Origin of the sequence: Alteromonas sp. P256 (assembly GCF_036864455.1) — a bacterium.
Taxonomy (GTDB): domain Bacteria; phylum Pseudomonadota; class Gammaproteobacteria; order Enterobacterales; family Alteromonadaceae; genus Alteromonas.
Genome location: NZ_JAZETM010000004.1, coordinates 132,411 through 152,811, shown reverse-complemented (window position 1 = coordinate 152,811; position 20,401 = coordinate 132,411). Strand labels below are relative to the sequence as shown.

10 protein-coding genes are annotated in these 20,401 nt (G+C 43.1%); 5 read left to right on the top strand and 5 right to left on the bottom strand.

What is annotated here, in order from left to right; all coding sequences use genetic code 11:
• Positions 1–35 precede the first annotated feature (35 nt).
• The 5 genes from gcvP (at position 36) to V7R39_RS08450 (ending at position 10,762) form a co-directional block, all read left to right on the top strand.
• A complete protein-coding gene (gene gcvP, locus V7R39_RS08470; RefSeq protein ID WP_334030014.1) occupies positions 36–2,957 on the top strand; it encodes an aminomethyl-transferring glycine dehydrogenase in 2,922 nt (973 codons plus the stop codon).
• A 177-nt stretch (positions 2,958–3,134) separates the two neighbouring features.
• Positions 3,135–4,877: a Calx-beta domain-containing protein gene (locus V7R39_RS08465; RefSeq protein WP_334030013.1), complete on the top strand. Its 1,743-nt coding sequence runs from the start codon at positions 3,135–3,137 to the stop codon at positions 4,875–4,877.
• A 558-nt stretch (positions 4,878–5,435) separates the two neighbouring features.
• On the top strand, positions 5,436–5,702 hold the full coding sequence (locus tag V7R39_RS08460) for a hypothetical protein (protein ID WP_334030011.1): 267 nt from the start codon (positions 5,436–5,438) through the stop codon (positions 5,700–5,702).
• Between the two features lie 2 nt (positions 5,703–5,704).
• A complete protein-coding gene (locus V7R39_RS08455) occupies positions 5,705–7,051 on the top strand; it encodes a methyl-accepting chemotaxis protein (protein WP_334030010.1) in 1,347 nt (448 codons plus the stop codon).
• 87 nt (positions 7,052–7,138) lie between these two features.
• Entirely contained in the window at positions 7,139–10,762 is a 3,624-nt protein-coding gene (locus V7R39_RS08450; RefSeq protein WP_334030009.1) for an EAL domain-containing protein, read from the top strand.
• 623 nt (positions 10,763–11,385) lie between these two features.
• On the opposite strand, the gene V7R39_RS08445 is transcribed toward V7R39_RS08450, so the two are convergent.
• The 5 genes from V7R39_RS08445 to V7R39_RS08425 all read right to left on the bottom strand — a co-directional run bounded on the left by V7R39_RS08445 (position 11,386) and on the right by V7R39_RS08425 (position 20,338).
• On the bottom strand, positions 11,386–14,454 hold the full coding sequence (locus V7R39_RS08445; RefSeq protein WP_334030007.1) for an efflux RND transporter permease subunit: 3,069 nt from the start codon (positions 14,452–14,454) through the stop codon (positions 11,386–11,388).
• Positions 14,451–15,554: an efflux RND transporter periplasmic adaptor subunit gene (locus V7R39_RS08440; protein WP_334030005.1), complete on the bottom strand. Its 1,104-nt coding sequence runs from the start codon at positions 15,552–15,554 to the stop codon at positions 14,451–14,453. The genes V7R39_RS08445 and V7R39_RS08440 overlap by 4 nt, the downstream gene beginning before the upstream one ends.
• 14 nt (positions 15,555–15,568) lie before the next feature.
• Entirely contained in the window at positions 15,569–16,294 is a 726-nt protein-coding gene (locus tag V7R39_RS08435) for a TetR/AcrR family transcriptional regulator (RefSeq protein WP_334030003.1), read from the bottom strand.
• A 594-nt stretch (positions 16,295–16,888) separates the two neighbouring features.
• Positions 16,889–17,866, bottom strand: coding sequence for a transposase (locus tag V7R39_RS08430; RefSeq protein WP_334030002.1), 978 nt, complete (start codon positions 17,864–17,866; stop codon positions 16,889–16,891).
• A gap of 933 nt (positions 17,867–18,799) precedes the next feature.
• Positions 18,800–20,338 (bottom strand): hypothetical protein, encoded by a 1,539-nt coding sequence (locus tag V7R39_RS08425; RefSeq protein WP_334030000.1) that lies wholly within the window; start codon positions 20,336–20,338, stop codon positions 18,800–18,802.
• Positions 20,339–20,401: the final 63 nt, after the last annotated feature.

Below are 20,401 nucleotides of genomic sequence, written 5' to 3'. Positions count from 1 at the left end.
CCTTGCGGCAACCATTAAGAGTGCTTAACAACGTTATGTCGAATACTTCCCCTACATTGGCTCAATTAGAGCAAAAAGATACGTTTATCCGCCGTCATATTGGCCCGGGTAAAGGCGAAATTGAAGAAATGCTGTCTGCCATTGGTGCTAGCTCATTAGATGATTTAATTGAGCAAACCGTACCGGCAGGTATTGCGCTACCAGAACCGTTAAAATGCGGCGAAGGTGCGACAGAAGTTGAAGCATTAAGTGAATTAAAAGCGGTTGCGGCGAAAAACAAAATTAACCGTTCGTTTATCGGCATGGGTTACTACGATACCCACGTACCTAACGTTATTTTGCGTAACGTGCTAGAAAACCCAGGTTGGTACACAGCGTATACACCTTATCAGCCAGAGATTGCGCAGGGTCGTTTAGAAGCTATTTTGAACTTCCAGCAAGTCACCATCGATTTAACAGGCCTTGAGCTAGCATCTGCATCATTACTAGATGAAAGTACCGCGGCAGCCGAGGCTATGGGCCTTGCCAAGCGCGTATCGAAAAACAAAAAAGCGAACATCTTTTTTGTGTCTGACGATGTGCACCCACAAACACTAGACGTTGTGCAAACTCGTGCCGACATGTTTGGTTTTGAAATTGTAACTGGCCCTGCAGAAGAAGCGGCAGAGCACGATGTATTCGGTGCGCTTTTACAATACCCAACTAGCACAGGCGAAATTAAAGATATTTCTGACATTATTGCCGCAGTACAAGCGAAAAAAGGCATTGTGGCAGTAGCGGCAGACCTAATGAGCTTAGTCATGCTTAAGTCGCCTGGCGAGCTAGGCGCAGACGTTGCACTAGGCAGCGCGCAGCGCTTTGGTGTACCAATGGGCTATGGTGGTCCACACGCTGCTTTCTTCGCAACCCGTGAAAGCTACAAGCGTTCATTGCCAGGGCGTATTATTGGCGTAAGTAAAGACTCACGGGATCGCCCAGCGCTACGTATGGCACTGCAAACTCGCGAGCAACACATTCGCCGCGAAAAAGCGAACTCGAACATCTGTACTGCGCAGGTATTACTGGCCAACATGGCAAGTTTTTACGCCGTATACCACGGCCCACAGGGCTTAAAAACCATTGCCGAGCGTATTCACCGTTTCGCTGACATTCTTGCAACCGGCCTAACACTTAAAGGCGCTAGCAAAGGCGTAGCCCTTAAGCACAGCACGTACTTCGATACACTCACTGTAATGGTTGAAAACAAAGAAGACGTACTCGCAAAAGCCTATGCCAATGGCATGAACTTACGTTCAGATTTAGACGGTGCAGTAGGCGTAGCGTTAGATGAGACCACTACCCGCGAAGATATCTTAGCGTTATTGGACGTTATTTTAGGTGACGGCTTTTGTGAAGAAAACGGTTTAAGTGTTGAAGACCTAGATGCAGAAGTAACGACACAAGCCGTTAAGTCTATTCCAGAAGAGTTAGTACGTACTAGCGACATTTTAACTCATGAAGTGTTCAATAAGTATCACTCTGAAACTGAAATGCTGCGTTATATCAAAAGCCTTGAAAACAAAGATTTGGCATTAAACCACTCTATGATTTCACTGGGTTCATGTACCATGAAGCTAAACGCGACGGCAGAAATGATACCCGTAACTTGGGCTGAATTTGGGCAATTGCACCCGTTCGCGCCACTTGATCAAGCCGTAGGCTATCAAGAAATGATTGCAGAATTAGCTGAGTGGCTAATTGATGTAACGGGTTACGACGCACTTTCTATGCAGCCTAACTCAGGTGCGCAGGGCGAATATGCTGGCTTATTAGCTATTCAGCGCTACCATGAAAGCCGCGGCGACAGCCACAGAAACGTATGTTTAATTCCAAGTTCTGCCCACGGTACTAACCCAGCTTCGGCGCAAATGGTTAGCTTAAAAGTAGTGGTAGTAGCCTGTGATTCAAACGGTAACGTAGACCTTGACGACCTTCGCAAAAAAGCGGAAGAAGTGGGCGACAACCTATCATGCGCAATGATCACGTACCCATCTACTCACGGTGTTTACGAAGAAACGGTGAAAGAAATATGCGATATCGTTCACGAGCACGGCGGCCAGGTTTACATGGACGGCGCTAACATGAACGCGCAGGTGGGTATTACATCACCAGGCTTCATTGGCTCAGACGTATCGCACCTTAACTTGCACAAAACATTCTGTATTCCACACGGTGGCGGCGGCCCAGGTATGGGGCCAATTGGCGTAAAATCGCACCTTGCCCCGTTTTTACCAAATCACACCGTGATAAACGTAGAAACTGCGGGTAAAGACTGCGGCGCGGTAAGTGGTGCGCCATGGGGCAGTGCATCTATTTTGCCTATTAGCTACATGTACATCAAAATGATGGGTAGCGAAGGCCTACGCCGTGCAACGGAAGTGGCTATTCTTAACGCGAACTACGTGGCTAAGAAGCTAGAGGGGCACTTTGAAATACTTTACAAAGGCAACAACGACCGCGTAGCCCACGAATGTATTATCGACCTTCGCCCACTAAAAGAAGCCAGTGGCGTAACCGAGCTAGACATTGCTAAGCGCTTAAACGACTACGGTTTTCACTCACCAACAATGAGCTTCCCAGTGGCAGGCACATTAATGGTAGAGCCAACCGAGTCTGAAGCGAAGTACGAGCTAGACCGTTTCATTAACGCCATGATAAGCATTCGCCAAGAAATAGCGAAAGTAGAAAGCGGTGAGTGGGATGCAACAGACAACCCACTTCACAATGCACCGCACACGCTAGCTGACATCTGTGATAGCGACTGGAACCGCAGCTACGACCGCATGCTAGCGGCGTACCCTGCACCAGAAGTACACAGAAACAAATTCTGGCCAACGGTTAACCGTATTGATGACGTATACGGCGACCGTAACTTAATTTGTTCTTGCCCAAGCATAGAGAGCTATATTGAGGGGTAGGTTGGTGTTGAACTGCTGACATTGATTTGAAAGGCGAACCGTTTGGTTCGCCTTTTTTGGTATTGAGGCTTAAAAATAAAGCGCGCCCAAGTCTAATTAATTTAATTGCATAATTTTGCATCTATTCATGCTGCTCGCTCGTTATCTTAAAAAATTTAAAAATTTACAGGGTTCATCATGAAAAAAACACTGCTTACAGCAGCACTAACAGTTGCACTTTCAACTAGCGCATTTGCTACATCGTATATCGATCAGAACCCTGATGGTGGGAACGAATTTAGCCCTTTAAATATTGACCTCAGAGACTTTGATTTTAAAAACGTGCAAATGCCTAGCACAGGCGACTTTACGATGTTTGATTATGTAGAACCCGCTTCTTACATCGAAACGAGCATTCTCGCTTTTTACACGCAAGATTTACTAGATAGTCTTGGCGGTGATATTACGCAGGTGTATGCGTTCATTGATAAGTCAATAGAATACAACAACCGGGCTTTTGAATACGGCGGCATCGGCATTCGTCGTAGTCTTGCCGGTATCGTTAAGCTAGATGAAGATTTCGATAACGATAGATTAAACTCTGATGCCGGTGGCGTTGCTTATTTTAACAACTATATAATCGGTGTAGATTCCAACGATTTTGCACCTAGGACTGCTTTAGGTGAAAGATATGCTGAATATTCAGCATCATACTTTGTGTTATTTTCGGTTCACAATGGTGCGGTACCAAAGGTTGGACAGGCTGTTTTAGGAAGAAATGTAGCCTATACAACAGCGAGTAGAGGTGGCGAAAGTCGTAGCCTTAGCACAATGGCTCATGAACTTGGTCATAATGATGGGATGGAGCATGACCGTTCAGAGAGAGAATTTGAATTTTCATATCACCTATCTGAATACGGTATCTCGGCGGTTTGTAACAACAAGCAAACCATAATGGGACCAGGCGGATTTGGAGAAAAACTACCGTTCTTCTCAGACCCTAACATCACGGTATCAGGAACAGGTGAACAGTGCGGCATTCTTGATGTTGCAGATGTTAACAGGGGTTATCGTGACTATATCACGAGCGGCTTCTTTGATAGGAAATCGGGGATACTAAGTGAATATGAAGAAGTGCTACCAAAATCCGGGGTTGCATCCTTAGTGATGGATAACTCAGTAGACGAAGCAAATAGCGTTATCCGTGGCACAATTGTATGGGATGGTTTATCTCAAGACCAAGACGCTTTTGTGAACGTGGTTGTTGATGATTACCTTGATACAACGCCAAGTGACTTTGCATCACAAGACATTCACATTGTTTACGATGGGCAGTCTACTACTGACTTTGAGATTCAACTGAATGACGACAGTGACATTGAAGCTAACGAACAAGTACGCTTTAAGTTACATGCAAACAATGGCGTAAAAATCGATTCAACACAAGATGATGCGACCGTAACAATTGTGTCTGACGAACAAGGTGACACTGGCACAGTAGAGTTCGCTCAAACGTCAATGAGCGGCGATGAAGGTCAAACGCTTAATGTGGTATTAAATCGAGTAGATGGCAGCACAGGCGATGTTAACGTGTCGCTTAGCGTTCAAAGCGGAACAGCAGACAGCAATGATGTTACCCTTAACGCGCAAACCGTCTCATTTGCTGATGGGGAAACCTCTAAAACCATTACGGTAACGCTAAACAACGATGATATTGAAGAAAGCACTGAAAGTGTAACATTAACGCTTTCTGACGCGGTCACAGGCAGTGACGACTCAATCACAATTACTATTGCAGATAACACCGAATCAACAGCACCACCTCAAGAGACAAGACCTAGCTCAGGTGGCGGAAGTACGGGGTTAGGGTTTTATGCATTAGGACTATTGGTGCTATTGAGTAGACGTTGTTGCTCATCGCAGTCAATAGTTAAGGGTTAAATAAAACCGCTCTCTCTGGCCAAACTTGTGTTTGGCCAAATACCGATTTCGGATTACCCAGTTAGTGAGTAATTTGGTTGCAGTAGCTAGAGTAAATGGTTTTATGCCTGTCTTATCAGTAAGTCTTGTTGGTTAATATAGGCATGTCTCAAAGCTAATAGGGCTTCCGGGGGCTAAAATTTGACGTAGTCGGCTTACACAGCCTTTTCAAAATCTGTTTGCTAATTTAAACGCTAAAAAAACCGATGATTCATGTCGAGTGGCAAAATATTCGCAATTTTGAGTGTTCTTTTACAGTAGTTTTGGTCGAGCAGCTTTGCCACTAATGTTGGTTTGAAAAGCAAACTGGCTGATTTACCCGTCATACTTATGGCCATTAATTTTATTTAATTTTAAAAATATAGGGTAAGCATCCTAAGAATAGGCTTTTTTAAGGAAAAAAAAACCAGCTCATCCCAAAGTCTAATATACGTAAGTATTGCTCGTTCTTACTATGCGCGAGCAAAATTTGAGGTCGTGGGTAATAAAAATCAGCGCTTAGGAAATAGGGAGAATAATGTGGATACAGTTGCGCATCAAACAGCCAATAAAATCGTTCAATTAAATCAGGAAATAATGCTCACGTTACAGCAGTGGATAAAATCGTCACAGCTAACACCAGACACATCAGCTTCATCAATACCCCACAACGTTATTCAGAAAATGAGAAACGTGGACGCCCTTCTTCTTATCATCGGTCAGTCCCCTCTCTATATTCATATCATTGCTAAACATGGCATGGGGCATGATTACGAGAATCGACACTATTACGGAGTCACTAAATAACGATGAAATCATATTCTGACAGGCAGAAGTTGCATATCACATCAGTTTCCCTGCTTCTGATAAATAAAGCAGTGCTAACGTATTGTGCATTCAATGTAACCAAACCTCTTTCCTATATCTTGGTTTTATCCATGGCACTGACGGCAATGACATTGTTGGCTCTTATTAAGCTAATTAGGCGACAAGAAGATAAGGTGCATTGGTTTGAGCAGTTGCTCGATTCGGTTCCCATGCCTCTCTCCGTCACGGACATGGATATGAAGTGGACGTTCGTAAACAAAGCCGCGACAGACCCTCTGGGAGTGAGTCGGGAGAGTGTGTTAGGTATGGCATGCAACAACTGGGGGGCCAACATTTGCAAAACGCCTGATTGCGGCGTGGAATGTTTGAGAAAAAACAAAAGTAAAACACGCTTTCATCAGTGGAACCAAGATTTTGACGTCGAGACTACATTTTTATACGCAAAGTCGGGAGAAAAAATTGGACATGTAGAAGTAGTTGCAAACATTACTGATAAGTTAGCCTTAACCAAAGTTATGAAGAAAGCGGTAGGGTTGCCTGATATTTTGCGAGACGACTCCACTCGTGTAGAAACGGTAAGTAGCGAGTTACTCAGTGCTACCGAAGCGCTTCAGTATACCTCTGAGAGCATGGCCAGTTCTCTGTCTGCTATACAGGAAAAAGCCTATACCAATGTTGAGCGTGTTGCTGCCGTGCGACAAACCGCTTCAGAGCTCAGCGAGCGAGCGCAAACGATTGACGAAGCCATGGAGAGACTGGTTGTTCTTATCGACAAAGTGACCAATACAAGCGCCTCCATTAGTAAAGTCATACAGGTTATTGAGGGTATCGCGGAGCAAACTAATTTACTGGCCTTAAACGCCGCTATAGAGGCAGCGCGCGCAGGTGAATCTGGGCGAGGCTTCTCTGTTGTAGCTGATGAAGTAAGAACGTTAGCACAACGCTCTGCGAGTGCTGCTAAAGAGACCACTACGCTAATTGATGACGCGATTAGCGTTTCAGCTAACAGTAAGCAAGCAGTAAACGATGTTGCAAAAAAGACTGCAGCGATTAACGACGATGTTAAACACGTTTTAGAACTTATACAGAGTATTGATACTGCCACACACGCACAAAGCGACAACATCGGTACGGTTAACGCCGGCTTGGATAAACTGAGAGTTAAGATTAGCGATAATGCAACTGTCGCAGAGGAAATGTCCAGCACTGCATCGAGGCTTATCAATGCCACTCAAGATATCACGCATGTGCTTGATGACGTTAATCAGTTAGGAGAATCTCCCAAAGATCCCAATGGCAACGAGGTCATCGCTAAAATGGCGGTTTGATGTTGTCGTTCTTATAAGTTTTTTGAATAGCTCAGCGCATTGACATGCGCTTTTGCGGGTCGGAAATGATACAGGAGTCGCAATTACATGAATGAGATAGAAGATATATTGCAAGTTATTAATCTTGATAAAGCCACTTTCGAGCAACGCAAGGCTTTTATTTCACTCAAAGACAGTGATGTTAGTTTACTTCTTGCGCTGCACGAGCCCATGAAAAGATATGAAGCAGAATTGATTGACGGGTTTTACAACCATCTCATGGCCTTTTCGATTGTCAGCGATATTTTATCTTCTGAGACAGTACGTGAGTCACTGCGTAACAAACAAGCGCGATATTTTCTAGAGTTAACTTCAGGAAAATACGATTTGGCGTACGCTAAAAATCGTTTGTTAGTCGGACTCGCACACCAAAAAATAGGATTGACGGCAGAGTGGTATATCGGAGCCTACGGGGTATACTTAGCAATGGCAGCGTCTTGTATCAGGCGTATCTACTGTGGCGATAATGCGATTGCAGTCGCCTCCATCTCTGCGCTCAACAAAATTGCCCTCGTTGATATTACGCTTGCCTTAGACGCCTACGGGTACGCGAGTCAAAAGAATTTGTTTGAAACAAAAAGTAACCTTTCTACCCAGTATGACTTTCAACTTGACCTTCATGCCGCTATTAACCGCATTCAGCAATCCTTTATCTCGGATATGCCGTTTGACGACGCATTAGAGATACTTCTAAACGAATTACTTAACTTGACGGGCAGTAAATTTGGCCTTATTGGCGACGTGTTGCATCCCAGCGATGGCTCACCCTATCTGAAGGTAAGAGTGTTAACCAATATTGCTTGGAATAAACAGACCAAATCACTGTACGAAGAGCGTAAAAAAAGTGGTCTTGAGTTTCACCGACAGGACAACCTATTAGGTGAATTGCTTCGCACAGGGAAACCGGTAGTTAGCAATGCCCCGGCTCAGGACCATCGAGCAGGAGGGGTTCCCGATGGCCACCCTAAACTTGCTGCTTACCTTGGTCTTCCTTACTTCCATGAAGGAAAGTTAATAGGCATGATTGGGCTAGCCAATCGAAAACAAGGGTATGATAAAACTCTAATTACACATCTTAAGCCCCTACTTGATGCACTCGAAGCACTGTATGAAGCAAGAAAGTTAAAGAAACAACTTTATATTAGCCAGCAAGAAAACGCACGCTTGGCAAAGGTAGTAAAAGAGACCACCAACTCCGTTATCATTACAGATGCAAAGTTTGATATTCAATGGTGTAACGATGCATTTGAAAAGACCAGTGGCTTTACGCTTGAAACGGTAATCGGCAACTCGCCGTTAACCTATTGGTCCAGCTCAAAAACGCCGTCAAGCACATTTGCAAACCTTACGTACGCCGTAGACAATTGCACCGATGTTGATTTTGAAGCAGTTCATCAGCACAAAAGCCATAACGACTTTTGGATAAAGGCCACATGTAGTCCGACGTTTAGTGACAAAGGGGAGCATTCTGGCTTCATTATTATCGCCTCGGATATCACCGAGTCAAAAGCGCAGAGGGATGCGCTCACCAACTTTAAAAGTGTTGTAGACCAAACTTTAGATTCAGTGATTTTTATCGATGCAGCGCAATTTACTATCCTTTATACCAATGAAGGTGCGTTAGGTTATTTTGCTTATTCAGAAGCCCTATTTAAGCAGCTTAAACCGCACCAGTTGTTTCAGTTTATGAGCGCGTCTGATTTTTCTAAAATGGTAATCCCACTTCTTGAGGGCACTTCCTCGCATCTTAGGTTCACCTCCTCCGTCGTTAACGCCACCAATAAATCCAAACCGGTTGACGTGCACATGCAACTGGTAACCACTGCGTTTGGCCAACGAATTATCATCGCTATTTTGCGCGACCGATCAACTCAAGCACATTTAGAACAAATCCGCGCAAATAATCAATCGCACGTTGATAGGCTTTTACAACAATCTAGCGACGCTATCGGTATTATTTATGATAATCAATTCATAGAGTGTAATGATGCCGCGGTGCGGCAATTTGAGCTTTTGGATTTATCGGCTGATGCCGAATTTTTGGTCAATAAAACGCAACTTCTATCGCACATATCTGCGAAGTTTAGCGCAGAAATTCGCGAGCATTCGGGCCGTGCGCTAGTGGCTGGGTTTCAGCGTTTCGAATTAATACATTATTTATCCAGCTGTAGCAGCATTCCGTTTGAAGTCACCATGACACCGGTACTGTATGAGGACAAGACCTGTGTGCAGACCGTATGGCGTGATTTAAGCGAGATTAAAGCCCAAGAGAAGCGGATCATGCAACTCGCCTATTTCGATGATTTAACCGGTTTGGCAAACAAACACTTGTTTGAAGAGCGTGTTACTCACCTAATATCACTAAGCAAACGGTACCGGTACTCCATTGCCACGATGTTTCTTCAAGTCTGCAATATAAACGATATCAACGAAACTTTGGGGTATGGCACTGGTGATTTGCTGATTAAAGCGATTTCGCATCGACTCAATGGCGCTATAAGAAGTGCCGATACTATATCTCGGTATATCACGCCAGAAAGCGAACTAGATGAGTTCGACAGTGAATTAGTAGACAGAGAATTTGATTCACTAGCACGCTTACACTGCGATAATTTTGCGCTGTCAGCCGTGGTAACAGAACAGTCAGGAGTGACACGCTTGCTGGACAGACTGACCACATTATTGGCAACACCTTTTTACATTGATAATGCTGAAGTCTCTGTGACAGTTAAAATGGGTGTAGCAATATTCCCAAATGATGCAGACTCTTACAACAAGCTGCTGCGCGGTGCTAACATTGCGCTAGAACAGGCTATAGAAAGCAATGAGCCATACTGTTATTTCAACGCAGAGCTAGGCGAAAAAATTCAAAAGAACGCGCTTATAATGAGGCGACTTGAAGACACACTCAATCATGATGCTTCAGGACTGAGTCTTCGGTTTCAGCCGCAAATTGATTTAGGTACTAATACATTATCGGGCGTTGAAGTACTTTTGCGATGGTGTGACGCTGAGCTTGGGCGCGTCAGTCCCGCTGATTTTATCCCTCTTGCCGAGGAGCGAGGGTTGATCGATAAAATAACGGTATGGGTGGTCGATGCTGCTTGTAAGCAACTAAATGCATGGGAGGCTAGGGGCATCAACCTGTACGCAACAACTAGCGCGAAATTTGCCATCAACCTTTCTGCACGCAATCTCTATAGTAGCGACTTTTTAAACGACCTCATAGATATTATTCATCAACATGGCCTCTCTGCTGCCGACTTTGAGTTTGAATTGACTGAGACAGGGTTGATGCAAGAACCTGAGAAAGCGCTGTCCTTATTGAATTTTCTTTGTAACTCAGGGTTTCAATTAGCCATTGATGACTTTGGCATGGGTCATTCATCGCTTAGTTATTTGAAAGATGTGAGTGCTGATGTACTAAAAATAGACATGCATTTTGTGAAAACTTTGCTTACCGACAAGGCTAATCTCGCAATCGTGAAAACCATTATATCGACGGCAAAGATATTTGGTTTAAAAACGCTAGCTGAGGGCGTTGAAACTGCTGAATTGGCAGAGGCGTTAAAGGAACTCGATTGTGATTATGCGCAGGGATATTTTTATGATGCTCCGCTTGATGATGAGACATTTTTTACAAAGTGGCTAACTACTCACACAATAAAGTGATAATACTGTCAATGGTTAAACTAAGCCTATTTCAACAAGCATAGTGAGAGAAAATGTGTTTGATTTTTTGTCCCGCGGTAATACTAAACAAGACAGGCATGAGACCTACTACTAAACGAGACAGGCATACTAAACGAGATACTAAAAGATACTAAACGAGACAGGCATGTTAGGCAGTCAAGGTACTAAACGAGACAGGCATGTTAGGCAGTCAAATAAAATTGAGCTCGCTCTTCACACCTGTGTTTGGGCAATGGACCGGTTTTAAATTACCCAGTTAGTACTAAACGAGACAGGCATGTTAGGCAGTCAAAGGGTACTAAACGAGACAGGCATGTTAGGCAGTCAAATAAAATTGAGCTCGCGCTTCACACCTGTGTTTGGGCAATGGACCGGTTTTAAATTACCCAGTTAATGAGTAATTGGGTTGCATTAGCTAGCGCAAATGGTTTTATGCCTGTCTCGTTAGTTATTCTTCGTTAGTTATTGTGCCTGTCTCGTTAGTTAGTCTCGTTAGTTATTCTTGTTGATTCAAATAAACACATCGGTCTGTTATGTCTAGTAGGTGTAGATAATCACCGCGAACGGGAGGTAAAGGCCTGATGTGGTCTTTTCAGTCATGTTCACTGTGCAAATTTTTCTGGCACCGATTGTTTACGAGTTGCCAACGCAGCGTAGAGTAGCGGCAGAACAATCAGTGTAAAAAAGGTGCCAATTAACATACCTGCTACCAATATAATCCCAATGCTATTGCGGGCCTCAGCACCAGCGCCAGTTACTAGCACTAGCGGAAAATGACCAAGCACTGTTGCACCTGTGGTCATCAGTATAGGCCGCAACCGTGTGGCCGCTGCTTCTTTAACTGCTTCCAGCTTTTGCATACCTGACAGCTGCAGTTGATTGGCAAATTCAACAATTAAAATACCGTTTTTCGCAATTAACCCAATAAGTGTAACAAGGCCTATTTGACTATAAATATTAATGGTAGTGAGCGATAGAAATGGCAGCATCAGTGCCCCCGCTAGTGCCAAAGGCGCACAGCCAAGCAGCACCACTAGTGGATCTCTAAAGCTATTAAATTGAATAGTCAGCAAGAAATAAACAATAATTAGCGCAACGCCCAATACGCCAAGCATAGTGTTACCTTCTTTGCGCAATTGCCTAGACTCACCGGCGTAGTCTACTGAATAACTTGCAGGCAAAATCTCGGCCGCAATAGCTTCAATAGTAGTTAACCCTTGTTCTTTCGTAATATGAGGGAGCACACCGGCTAAAATTCTAAATGAACTTTGTTGATTAAACGAGCCAAGAACGCGAGGGCTCGTGAAGGTATCTAAGCTTGCAAATGAAGACACCGGCACCAATTGTCCGGAGTCTGCTCGTACCCTCATATCTAAAATGTTCTCGGGATTGAATCGACTGCTGTCATCAACAATAGGTATTACGCGGTATGCCTTGCCGTCTTTGTTGAAGTAATTGACAAAATTGCTCGACATCAACACGCCTAGTTGATTGTTAACTTCTTGCACAGTTAACCCTAAATCTGCAAGCAGCGCTTTATCAATGCGCAATTCTGCTTGAGGTAAGTCTATTTTAAGGTCGGTATTAACAAACATGTAATTGCCTGACGCATTGGCCTTACTGATAATTTTATCGGCGTACATTTTCATTGTTTTTGCATCATCGGTGGTGCGAAACACCACTTCAACATCAAACTGGCCTGCGGTTGGCAGTGATGCGGGAAGTATAGGGAATAGTGTTAGCCCAGTTACACTGCCTAAACGTCCGTAAAGGTCATAAAGCATATCGTGAACTGATTGCTCGCGCTCATCAAAAGGGGCAAGCTCAACACCACCAAAACCTGCCGATGCCGTTAGTATTTGCCAAGTAAACTTAGCGCCCTCAGATGCGTTCAGCACAGTAACCGTATCATTCATCTTTGCAGACGTGTATTGCTGCGATGATTCTGGCGGCGCTTCTACAACAACATTGATTGCGCTTTGGTCTTCAGTAGGGGCTAACTCTTTTTGTGAAAACAAATAGAAGGGCACGCTTAGCAAGGAAAATACAATAGCAATAACAGTAATTTGTGCTCGCCATTCAAAGCAGCGCGCAAGTAAGCGCTGATATGCTTGCTGCAAGTTGTCAAAATAGCGATTTACTCGTTGTGTAAACGGTCCTTCTTTGCCACCTTCAGGGCTAACATAAGCGCTCATGATAGGAGAGAGCGTAACGGCAACAACGCCTGAAATAAGTACCGCTATTGCTAAGGTGAATGCAAACTCTCTGAATAGAAAGCCAGTTAAACCGGTTAAAAAGCCAATTGGCGCATAAACGGCTGCAAGTGTTAGTGTCATGGCAATAATGGGAACCAGTAATTGCCTTGAGCTAATAAGCGCAGCCTGCAGGCGAGGTTTCCCCTCGCGCATATGCCTGGCTACGTTTTCAACCACCACGATGGCGTCGTCTACAACTAAACCAACAGAAAGTACAATTGCTAAAATGGTCAGTAGATTAAGCGAGTAGCCAATGGCAGAGATAACCGCAATGGCACCCAACACCGATATAGGAATAGTCACAAGAGGGACCAATGCGGTACGAAAAGACCCCATCATTAACAAAATTACGATACCTACCAAAAGTACGGTCTCAATTAATGTGATAAAAATCTCCTTAATTGAGTCTCGCATGTACAAAGTGCCATCGTAGCCAGTAGTAATCCTCATACCTTCCGGCAGCGTTGCATTAACCACGTCTAAACGCTCGTACAACGCGTCACCTATATCAATTTCATTGGCACCAGGAAGCGCCCACACTGCCAAGAACACTGTTATTCTATCATCAAGTCGGGCAGTGACGATCCCTTCAGCTTCACCCAAGGCTATTTGTGCTACGTCTCCCAGCTTTAATTGGCTTCCATTGTCGTCTCGAATAATTAGCTGCTCAAAGTCGGTGACTGAGCTTAAGTTGGTATTCGCCATTAAATCGATGCGCTGGCGATTGTTCTCGCTATAACCCAAAGTGGCTATGGTGTTGTTCGCTTGGAGCGCAGAGAAAACTTCACTTGAGCTCAATCCATAGACCGCCAGTTTGTCTGGATTGAGTAATACACGCATTGCTGGGTTACGACCGCCTTCTAGCGTCACTTTCTGTACGCCGCTTATATCGTTAAGTACGGGAATAACATTGCGGATAAGATAGTCACTTAGCTCGCTACGCGTTTCGTTCTTCGCTTCCACATCTAGGTAAAAAACGGCGTAAGGGCTGTCTGCGCGAATAATATCAATAGCAGGGTCTTCTGCACCCGTTGGTAGTTCAAACTTAATTTGATTGAGTTTGGTGGTAAGGTCAGAAAGTGCGTCGGTGGTATCGTGGTTAAGCTCTAACCAAGCGGTAACTTTGCTCAAGCCTGCTGTTGTAACCGAGTCGACATAATCTACACCGGGCACCGTTGAGGTAACACGCTCAATGGGTTCGGTAACGTAGCCTTTCACCACGTCGGCAGATGCGCCAGTATAAACAGTATTAATCACCAATGAGGCGCTCTTGATTTTGGGATATTGCTGTACGGAAATATTATTGGCGGCGTTTAGCCCAGCAAGTAAAATTAATACACACAACACAATAGCAAGCACAGGTTTGGTAACAAATGCGTCCATAATTGAAGGCTTATTGTCATGTTGCATGCTCATGGTTGTTCTCCGCGCATGCGGCTTTTACTTGGTGCTTGTGTATATACCAATAAGCCTTCTGAAAGCTTAAAAGCGCCCTCAGTTGCTATAAACTCGTCGCCGCTAAGCCCACTTAATACAACCTGCTTATTGCTCATCCGTTTACCTAAGGTGACAGCCACGGCATGTGCCCGCCAGTTATTCTGTTCGTCTTGTTTTAGGAGGTAAACGTAGCTACCGGTATGGTCACGATAAATCGCGTTGGTAGGCACCAATACGGTATTCACTTTTTTACCCTCAACAACAATGTTTACCATTTGATTTGGTGTTATCTGATTGTCTTCATTATTAAGTGACGCTCGGTAACTGACTTGTCGCGACGTCTCATTTATCTGGGGGTTGCGTGCAATGATATAGGCTTGAAACTGTCTTGAGTTTTGCCCAATAGTGCTTACAGTAATACTGTTGCCAATGTCGGGCTGTCTTGCTGTTTGAGGCAGCGAAAAATCAATCCAGATTTCATTAGAGTTGCCAATGAGACCAGTCACGGTTGTGTTTACATCAAGCAACTGACCCACTTGGTAGTCTTCTAAACCAACCGTGCCATCAAACGGTGCAATTATGGTTTTCTTGGCGATTACAGATTGCAACCGTTCTATTTCTGCTGCAGCAATAGACATATCTGCCTCAGCAATGTCGACATCGTTTTGACTAGTTCGTTTTTGGTTTAATAATGTTGCTTGGCGGCTATATTGTGCTTTGGCTAATTTATGTCTTGCTTGAGCCGCTTTTAAGTTGGCTTCATCAATACTGGTGTCTTGGCGAAGCAACACTTGGCCTGCCTTTACACTGTCGCCAGGTTCATAACCCAAAAAAGTAATAGGGCCTGCAAACTCTGTGGTAAGCATTAGCGATTTTGTGGCTTTTGCTGCTCCCACAACTTCATATTTATTGGATACAGGCTGCGTAGTTACTACTTCACTTTTTACACTGCCTGATGGTTCTGGGAAAGACTCACCGAAGGCTATAGCAGCTTGAATTTGCTGAAACTTTACAAAACCTAGTGATGCAATTACCACAAAGATAAGAGCAATACTGACTAACCAACGTTTAATATTCATAACTGTGTTCTCTTTTATCGAAGGTTCTCTTCAGTAAGTAATGTTGCAGTTCTATATACCGCATTTTGTGTTAATGGATATTGCCATGGGTAGCTGTTAATCAATCTAACCATACTGCGAACGAGTGGATCCATTGTCTCCAATGGCATTGATAAAGAAGCATTGCCTTCAACAATTTGGCGAGATTGCTGCACACGTAAAACTTGCTCATACCCTACGTTCATTGCCCAGCCACTGACGGTGATTTCTTCAATGAACGCGTCTAGGTCGACATCATTTGCGAAGTCTTCAGCGGTAATACCTTCAGCCAGTCTCGATTTGAACGTTTGCTCGCATAAGGCTCCCCCTTCAATCATTTTTTGTGTCCAAAGAGGTGATGCTTTACGAATAACGGCGTCATTCGTTGCGTAAGACTCAAGTTCGCTGTCAAAAGAAAATAGCTGCATTTTTTTGGGCGACAGTAAACAAAGCGCGATAATTTTTTCAGGTGTACTGAGAGGTAAATTAAACACATGCTGAAAAACTGTTGAGATGTGCGAAAAAGACGCGCTGGTTAAAGCCATCACAATGTCTTCCTTGCACTGAAAATGTTTGTAAACCGAACCCATGGAAAGCTCAGCTTTTTCCGCAACTTTTGCCATGGTGAAGCTTGTTACTGAGGAGTCAGCAATGCACTGAACAGCTGCATCCAAAATCTTTCGTTGTTGCTCTTCACTAGTTAATTTAGCTGCTGTTGTCATGTAATCCTCATTGACAAAAATTGCAATTTCGATCGCTGTTAGCTATTGATTGAACAATATTCGAATATTATTCGAATTACGTTCATTTTTGATACTAGAGTTTTCTTTGTACGAAGTCACTTAAACTTTTTTAATTAATGTCACTGAATGAATGCTTTCAAAGTGTTATCTAGCGGCAACTAAGCAACAACTACGCAAGACAGGCACTCGAACCAATGGAACTAAGCCAGACAGTCATGTTAAAATTCGGGAACTAAGCCAGACAGTCATGTTAAAATTCGAACCAACTAGGCAACAACTGACCCAGACAGTCATGTTAAAAAGGGCCTCATGAATTACTTTCAATTAGCCCTTACGAACTAAAGAACTGAATGAGGCAGTCATAGAAAAATAACAATTACACGTGTAGCAACGATATCTGTTGTCTTACGCATGAGTGGAGGTATTCAGTAAGTCAGGAAAGATTAAGTGTATTCACCTTTGCTAAAGTGAATTGGTGCTTCGTTATAAAGTTACTTACATAGCGCCTTCTTTCAATGAAAGAAGTTGATAAATTAATTGCTGTCTTTAAGTGTAAAACCTTTAAACTATGTATTATCCAAGCAAGCGCATGGCATTTTGACGACAGTGTACCCGTTGCTGACTTCGTTTATGTGCAAATTCCTCTAGCTTTATCACTTTTCCCGCCACGTGTTTGAAGCAATGTTCAAACTGTGTAGTCAACGTTAACCAGTTTTCGTTTTGTATATTGAGACGTTTTAGAATGTTCGGTACGTTGCTACCTATTTTGCCGCGTTTGTGTAGGTTAATACTTCGGCCTGTTAAATCGACAAGTTGTAAATAATCACTGAGATTGAAAGGCAAGCCCTTTGGCATATCTTGCCGTGGATCGCTCGCAAAAGGCATGAGTCGTTTTGGCGTTTCACCCACACGGGCCGCGCGAATACGATACTGAATACTGGTATGGTTAGAGCTCTCTGGCGTTTTAGCGATATTTGCGCGTACCGGATTTAAATCAACATAGGCCATGCAGGCGGCAAGCGCCGATTCATCCAGAAGCGCTTGCGATTTAAATCTTCCCTCCCAGAAGTGTCCGGTGCACTCATCTTCTTTATTGGCCGCTCGGGCGATATACTCATTGAGGGCGCGCATAAACCAGCTTATATCATACAGTCGCTGTCGCCATAACGCGGCAGTACTCTCTACCGTTCTTATTTGCGCCTGGCTTAGATTTTCGCGAGTTGACGTCGACATATATTGCTGTGTTAACAGCGTTCCTCTATAAAGAGTGTGCCAACGCTGGATAACATCTACTGTTGATAGTGCTAGAGCTGTATCTTTATCAACATGTAACACTAGGTGAGTATGGTTACTCATTACTGCGTAGGCACACACATTAATTGCGAACACGTCGCTTAGAATATGAATGCGATCTTCTACCCATTGACGTCGATGTTCAAAGCTTTTCCCATCTTGCTCACCACATAAAAAGGCGCGACGAACACAGCGAGAAATGCAGTGATAATAGGGCGTATCGAATAAATTAATTTGAGACTTTCTGGCTTTAGGCATTCACAAACTCTAGCAATGATTCACACTTAAAATATTGTGAGGAAAAAAGTGCTCTGAGAAAAGTGTATTGAGGATCAGTTTTAAGGTTGTTTTATGGATGTCACAAAAGTTGATAGTTGATGTATTAGTCGTACTTATGGCTGTCTCAATAGTTGCTTTCGAACGCAACTAAGCAACGAGTAAGCCACAACTAAGTATGACAGGCATGCTAATCCCAACGAATCATGTATAAGATGGAAACTTAAGTGACCTATTATCGACACGAATTAACGAAGCATACATCAATCGTCGTCTGAACTTACTCGCTTTGCATGACGAAGTTTGGCGTCTTTAAGCTTTTCGAATTTCTTCTTTAACGCCGGTATCGCGTCAATTTCGTGCAGCCATATCGGCAACTTGTTTCGCTCTTTGTTCTTGAATTAATTTTTTATTTTTCTTTCACTTATAGTGAATCTCATCCCAGAACCGGACAGCATTGTACTCTCAGTGTCGGAGAATATTGGTCTTCTATATTCGTTTAATATTTTATTTACGAATCTTGACTGACACTCCTTCGGGCCCATCCAACGTCTTGTCATTCCATATGAGTCTTTTTTGGGGTGCCGCTTACACTTAATTTTGAAGTCGTCATTGGATGCTACCGCATTGTAAGCATCGTAAAAATCGACTATAGAGTTGAACAAAAGCCGCTCATAGTAGGCTTTCGATCGTTGTCCTGTCACTTCAATCGTCTCTACTTTGTTACTTTTTTCGGATATGTTGGAGGGTTTATCTTCCGATGAAAATACACTTGTAGAGAAAAACAAGCTTAAGTAAAGTACAGCTTTCACACTTGTTTTTATGACCATAATTCATACTCCCTTATTAATTCTTGATGGTGGCTTCTGAACCACCTAATAAGTGAACCATGCCTTTTCGCAGTGAATAAAATGCCTATGGCACTAAATTAAACATTCTCACATCGCCTTCAGCATAAATCTCACATTGATTATTAACGTTATGCTTGTAACGATACTGTTCACATTGGCTAAGTGCTTGCTGGTTAGCTTCATGTTGAGAGGGTTTGTTAACTACATAGGAGTATGCGTAGGCTCCTTCGTCCCCCATGGCAAGGGCAAAAGCCTTTTTATATTTGAAGTCAAAATATTTATTAAAAACCTGATTTATTTTAGCTATTCGATTATTACCAGAGTTTTCGTTTTCTGCCGCTACATCGAGTATCTCATCCTTGAATGAAAGGGTATTTAGAAACTGCTCTGCGTCTTTGCTACTTTTGCTGTTAAAGCTATTGTATAAATTACGATAGAAATCTATTTTTTCGTCGTCATTTAAGTTGATATCAGCTAAGTGGGATTGCACAACTTCCGGCTCGGAATAGCTCAGTTTTTTTAAGTAATCAATCTTATATCGATTAGTATCAATATTACTTTGTTCAGATATCCACGCTAAGGCATCATCGGCTCTGTTATCTGGCCATGCTCGCATAATATCTTTTAGCGTCTTAATTTCATTTGAAGCATTTGCTAAAAAATGGTCAGCGGCATCTTCCAGTGAATCGCTCATCCAAAAGTAAAAAGCGGTTTGTTCCAAACTTTCGCGCTCAGCGATATCTTCAATCTGATTTAAACGTTCAAATAAAGCGGTAGGGTCTATTTTCACCCAATCAATAATGACAGATCTTAATATCGACATATCATCTAAGCGACTTAGTTCGTTAAATAGGTTTAGATGTTCTTCGCTTGTTTCTAATTCAAAGCCTATGGAAGTCAAACTATTTCTAAGGCTGACTCCCATATCTTTAAATATTTCGAGGGTATCTATTAACTGCGGTAAATCGGACTTAGCTAGCACATTTAATAAAGCAGAGTTTGCACTTAAATCGATATCTTCGTGAGCAAGCTCTAGCATTTGGTTTAAATACTCAAAGCCTAGGTCAGGCTTTTTTTCAGCAATTTGTGCCTTTATTAATTCTAAGTAAATTGGAAATTCTGGCATTGGGTTGTAACGTTGTGCGAAAGCTAATGCTTGTTCGGGGGCTTTTTCTATCAATTGCGCAGTCATAATCTGATAGAGCTGACTTCGTTGAAATTCATTGCTATTTTCGAACAACGGAGCCAAAGCTAATAGCTCATCGGTAGATAACGCTTCTAGTAATGCAACCAGTTTTAGAATTGACTTTGCTTGTTTAGGGTTTTCTTCTATCTTGGCTATTAAGTCACCTACTTCAGCAGCAATATTTTCCATTGAGTTAGGAGAGCTTTCAGGCAGATGTGACGATAATTTATCTGCGGAATTGCTGTTAACACTAAGCGTGTTTTTCGCCTCTAGTGACGACTCTTTATCGTTTGACGTGCTGTTTAAATCAACACTCTTATCTGAATTTGGTGTTACTTGTTGCGCGGTATTACGACCAACTGCAAAGGCTAACGCGGATGTGACAATGATGAGAATTATCCAATAGCTTGCTTTCATGAGACCTCTCTCAAATGATAAATATATTGGAGAGATACAATTGAATAGACAGCCCTCCTTAGC